Genomic DNA, 5,440 nt, shown 5'->3' on the forward strand with positions numbered 1-5,440 from the left:
GGGCCAGTTCGATCACAAGATCAGCGACAGATCCATCGGTGGCACTCGTCCGTATGGTCAGTATGGTCAGTCGGCGCTCGGGCATCGTCGCCGTCGTGGCGCGGCTCGTCACCGCCGCCCTGGGGTTCGGAACCACCCGGCTGGAGTTCACCACCGGCCAGGACAACTATCTGAACCCCGACTCCCAGGTCGCCCGGGACAACGTCGCCTACCAGTCCCTCTTCGGCGGCCAGGCGATGGTCACGCTGTTCGCCCTGGACAAGGGCGAACGACTCGAGGACCTGTTCACCAAGCGCGACATCAGCCAGTTCCGGGAGTTGCAGGCCAGCCTCGACGCCGATGACCGGATCGAATCGGTGATCACCCCGCTCGCGGCGCTGGAGTTCACGAACAACCTGGTCACGAGCCCGGACGGCAATCCCGTCAACAGCCCCGCCGGGAAGATCCTGCTCGGCGCCCAGCGCCGCGACCCGGATCCGGCCTCCGCCCAGCGGCGCCTCGCCGACTCCATCACGACCCTGCAGCGGATGCAGGCGATCCCGGTGGCCGAGCGGGTCTACGACAACCCGGCATGGGTCTCCTTCCTGCTCCGCGACAACACGGGTGCCATCCGCAAGTCGATCAAGCCATTCTTCCCGACCGAATCCACCAGCCAGATGGTCACCCGACTGCGGGGCAACGCCTCCCTCACGACCGAGGGCCAGGCCGCGACCCTGGTCGAGAAGGCCGTATCCGAACGCATATTCGATAATGCGACGACAGCGTCGACCGGGGCGCCCGCGCTGCTCCGCGACCTCAACGACTACCTGCGCGGCGGGTTCGCCACCCTCGGGGGCATCTCCCTGGCGCTGATGGCCGGCCTGCTGCTCGTCGCCTTCGCGGTGCGCTGGCGGCTGCTCCCACTCGGCGTCGTCGCCGTCGGCCTCATCTGGGCGTTCGGCCTCGCCGGCTACGCGGGCATCCCACTGTCGGTGGTGACCATCTCCGGTCTGCCGGTGCTGCTCGGCGTCGGCATCGACTTCGCCGTCCAGCTCCACAGCCGGGTGGAGGAGGAGGCCCAGCTGGCCCGGGCCGGCCATCCCGTCATCGCGGCCCTGGCCGGGCTGCTGCCCGCGCTGAGCGCCGCCACCGTCGCCGCGGTGCTGTCCTTCCTCGCGCTGGAGTTCAGCGACGTCCCGATGATCCGGGACTTCGGCACGCTGCTCGCCCTGGGCCTGCCGGTGATCGTCATCGCCACGATCCTGCTTCTCACCGCCTCGTTGGGCCTGCGGGAACGTCGCCGGCCGACCCCCCGAAGGACTACACCCACGGCCCGCTGGGTCGGATGGTGATCGCCCTGGGATCCCTGCCACGGATCACCGCGGTCCCGCTCGCCGTCGTGTCCGTCGCGGTCTTCGCCGTCGGGATCGTCACCGACGGCACGCTGAAGATCCAGACCGATCCGGAGAAATGGGTCGACCAGCAGAGTCAGGTCATCAAGAACATCAACACGCTGCGCGCGAGCACCGGATCCGCCAGCGAGCTGGGCATTTACGTCCAGTCGCCGAACGTCTTCGACGACGCCACCGTCTCCTTCCTCGCCGAGTTCGCGAACACCCGGCTCGCGAAGGACCCGGCCGACCTGCTGACCGCGTCGAGCCTCGTCACGACCATCAGCTTCATGATGGAGGTGCCGAACACGACGGTCGTCCTGCCGACGGGTCAGGACATCCGGCTCGGCTACGCCGCGGCGCCGCCTGACATCCAGCGCGCCACGGTGAACCTGGCCCACAACGCGCTCAACCTCGTCTTCCGCACCGGATCGGGCTCGTTGGAACGGCGGGCCGCGATCGTCGACGACATCCGGGACACGGTCCATCCGCCGCAAGGGGTACGCGCCACCCCGTCGGGCCTCGCCGTGGTCGGCACCGGGCTGCTGGAGAACTTCACGAAGAACCGGACCCAGCTGACCTACTTCGCGCTGGTCGGCGTCCTGCTCATGCTGCTGGTCTGGCACCGCAGCATCGTCCGGGCGGTCCTGTCGCTGGTGCCGGTGCTGATCGCGGTCGGGCTCAGCTCCATGATCGCCTGGCTGGCCGGCGTCGACCTCAGCCCGCTCACCGCGGTCGGCGGCCCGCTCGTCATCGCGCTGGGCAGCGAGTTCACCACCCTGCTCGTGCTTCGCCACCTGGCGGAGCGTCGACGCGGCCTGACGCCGAAGGAGGCCGTCGACCAGACCGCGGCCCGCACCGGACGCGCCTTCGTGGTCTCCGCGCTCGCCGCCGTGATCGGGGTCGCCGTCCTGGCCTTCAGCTCCCTGCCGCTGCTGCGCGACTTCGGTCTGCTGGTTGCCCTCAACGTCGCCGTCGCCCTGCTGTCCGCGCTGGTCGTCCTCCCACCCCTGTTGATCTGGGCGGACGAGCGCGGCTGGGTGCACCAGCCACGCCAGGCCGACCCGGGTCCGGCGGTCGGCGACAGGACCGGACCGGGTCTTCGTCAACGCGGCGACATGTGGGACGCTCAAGAAACCCGTTCCAAGGCCGGCGCATCACGGCCACAGCCGATGGCGGGTGGAAACCAGGACGAGACATCCGCCGTATAGGCTCGGCAGCCGCCCGAGCGTCGAAGGAGAGGGCATGAGTTTCGAGTTCAAGGTCGCGGATCTCGCACTGGCCGAGTTCGGCCGCAAGGAGATCCGGCTTGCCGAGCACGAGATGCCCGGCCTCATGGCCACCCGGGCGGAATACGCGGCCAGCCAGCCCCTCAGGGGCGCCCGCATTATGGGCTCCCTGCACATGACAATTCAGACCGCGGTGCTGATCGAGACCTTGGTATCGCTCGGCGCCGACGTCCGTTGGGTCTCCTGCAACATCTTCTCCACCCAGGACCACGCGGCCGCCGCCGTCGTCGTCGGGCCGAACGGCAGCAAGGACGACCCGCGGGGCGTGCCGGTCTTCGCCTGGAAGGGCGAGACCCTCGAGGAGTACTGGTGGTGCACGGACCAGGCGCTGGCCTGGCCGGGCGGCGGCACCCCGAACATGATCCTCGACGACGGCGGCGACGCGACCCTGCTCGTCCACAAGGGCGCCCAGTTCGAGGCGGCCGGCGCGGTCCCCGCGACGGACACCGCGGACGGCGAGGAGTACGCGATCGTCCTGGAGACCCTGCGCCGCACCATCGCGGAGAAGCCGGGCCGGTGGACCGAGACCGCGAAGAACATCAAGGGCGTCACCGAGGAGACCACGACCGGCGTGCACCGTCTCTATGAGATGGCGAAGGCCGGCACGCTGGCATTCCCGGCGATCAACGTCAACGACTCGGTGACGAAGTCGAAGTTCGACAACAAGTACGGCTGCCGCCACTCCGTCATCGACGGTCTCAACCGCGCCACCGACGTGCTCATCGGCGGCAAGGTCGCCGTGGTGTGCGGCTACGGTGACGTCGGCAAGGGCTGCGCGGACGCGCTGCGCGGCCAGGGAGCCCGGGTGATCGTCACCGAGATCGACCCGATCTGCGCCCTGCAGGCCGCGATGGATGGTTTCCAGGTCACCACCCTGGAGGACGTCGTCGCGACGGCGGACATCTTCGTCACCACGACCGGCAACTTCAACATCATCCACGCCGAGCACATGGCGGCGATGAAGCACCAGGCGATCGTGTCGAACATCGGGCACTTCGACAACGAGATCGACATGGCCGGCCTGGCCAGGACCCCCGGCATCGAGAAGATCAACATCAAGCCGCAGGTCGACGAGTGGGTGTTCCCGGACGGCCACTCGATCATCGTGCTGGCCGAGGGCCGGCTGATGAACCTCGGTTGCGCTACCGGGCATCCGAGCTTCGTGATGTCGAACAGCTTCACCAACCAGGTGATCGCGCAGATCGAGCTGTTCACGAAGACCGAAAACTACCCCCTCGGGGTGTACGTGCTACCCAAGCACCTCGACGAGAAGGTCGCCCGGCTGCACCTCGACGCGCTGGGCGTGAAGCTCACCCAGCTGACCAAGCAGCAGGCGGACTACATCGGCGTGCCCGTCGAGGGTCCGTACAAGGCCGACCACTACCGCTACTGATCGTCCAGCCCTCCCGCGCCGATTCCGGTTAATCCGGTCAATCCGGTTGACCGGAATCGGCGCTTCGCCCGGAATCGGCGCTTCGCCGGCCGGGATCGGTCAGCGTCTCCTGGACGACCAGCAAACCGACGTCCACGATGGGTCACTCAGATCGTCCAGGCTGTACCAGCCGGCCGGCAGGTAGGTTCCCCAGGTCGCCGACGGGACGTCGGCGCTCGCCCGGCCCAGCACCGCGGGCCTGCGCACGCCGAAGGTCGCGTCGCCGCCGGGGCAGCCCAGGTGCCCGAACCTGAAGATCGGCTCGCCGGCCTCCTCACCCCGGCCTGGACCGGTCCGGCACAGCGATGCCGTGGCCGGCGGCCACAACGAGGCGACATGGACGTAGAAACCGGCGTCGAGATACGTCGCGGGTCTGTTCGGCTCTCCGGCCGCCGCCGGCACACCAACCTCCGTCGCCTGCCCGCCCGGGCAGTTCGCCCAGGTCGCTCCACCGGCCTGCGCGGCGCCCGCGTTCACCAGAGCCAGGATGCCGCTCACCACGAGGGTCGCCCCGGCGGTGGTCAGAGTGGTCCGAGTGGTCCGAGTGGTCCGAGTGGTCCGGGTTGCGCCGCCGCGCCGGCCCGCCCGCCGGGAGCCGCGCCGCGCGGGACGACCTCCTCCGGACGCCGGCGCTCCCGGCGCTCCGGAGGATAACGGCCGTCCGACTCGTCGCGGGAAAGATACGGCGTACCGCATTGAATGCCTCCTTCTCGAGCCCGGCTGCGGGTCGATCATGCGGTAGAACGATATAGGCGGCATCGAAACACGGGCTCCGCCACCCGGTCCGCGGTTCCTGCAAACATCCACAAAAAGACAGTCAGTATGCCCCTCGATACCGAGAGTTGACGAGGCGTCGAAGGGGTGGCGGCTGCGGCGGCGACTGTCCGTGCCCGGGGGCGCACCGCCGGACCGGGTCGGGCCCGCCGCAACGTTCTGTCACGGATCCGGCGGGAGGGTTTCCACCCGCCATACGCCCGGGCATACCGCCCCGATGCGGACCCCTCCGTAGCAACCCGGCACTATGGCCATGCCGGTACTCCGGCTGGAAACTATGACTGTAGCGGTCAACCGACCTGATGACCCCATGAACAGGAAGCGGCCCGGAATCGTGATTTCCCAGACGAGGATCTGTCGCGGCGGCATGCGTGGGAAGGATGGCCGGTAGCGATGGCACCGACCTTGTACCCGCCGGCCCGCTTCCGTCCGGTACGGAACACGGCCGGAGCGATGATCCAACCCACCCGGGGCCTCATCCCACATGTCCAGGTAAACATTCACCTGCTTTAGTGATCTTGCTGTAGGTGACGGTTCACGGGCATGGCTGTGGGCCGCGCCGGGCGGGGTGGTTG

2 protein-coding genes and 2 pseudogenes are annotated in these 5,440 nt (G+C 68.7%); 3 read left to right on the forward strand and 1 reads right to left on the reverse strand.

Annotated elements, in window-relative coordinates:
* The first annotated feature begins 53 nt into the window (after positions 1–53).
* Together ACY5KJ_RS17065 and ahcY are read left to right on the forward strand one after the other, a co-directional pair.
* Positions 54–2,581: pseudogene (locus ACY5KJ_RS17065) on the forward strand (efflux RND transporter permease subunit).
* 34 nt (positions 2,582–2,615) lie between these two features.
* Complete coding sequence (gene ahcY, locus ACY5KJ_RS17070) at positions 2,616–4,052, forward strand: adenosylhomocysteinase (protein ID WP_462189032.1); 1,437 nt, start codon at positions 2,616–2,618, stop codon at positions 4,050–4,052.
* Between the two features lie 99 nt (positions 4,053–4,151).
* Here the strand turns inward: ahcY and ACY5KJ_RS17075 are convergent, their stop codons facing one another.
* The gene (locus tag ACY5KJ_RS17075) at positions 4,152–4,592 is read right to left on the reverse strand and encodes a hypothetical protein (protein WP_462203835.1); all 441 of its coding nucleotides are present in this window, start codon (positions 4,590–4,592) and stop codon (positions 4,152–4,154) included.
* Between the two features lie 666 nt (positions 4,593–5,258).
* Here ACY5KJ_RS17075 and ACY5KJ_RS17080 point away from each other — a divergent pair.
* Positions 5,259–5,360, forward strand: a pseudogene (locus tag ACY5KJ_RS17080) (N-acetylmuramoyl-L-alanine amidase); the annotation flags it as partial.
* Positions 5,361–5,440: the final 80 nt, after the last annotated feature.

The organism is Frankia sp. CcWB3 (assembly GCF_977927595.1).

Coding starts and splice junctions, on each gene's coding strand:
- ahcY (WP_462189032.1), top strand. CDS start 2,616: ATGAGTTTCGAGTTCAAGGTCGCGGATCTCGCACTGGCCGAGTTCGGC.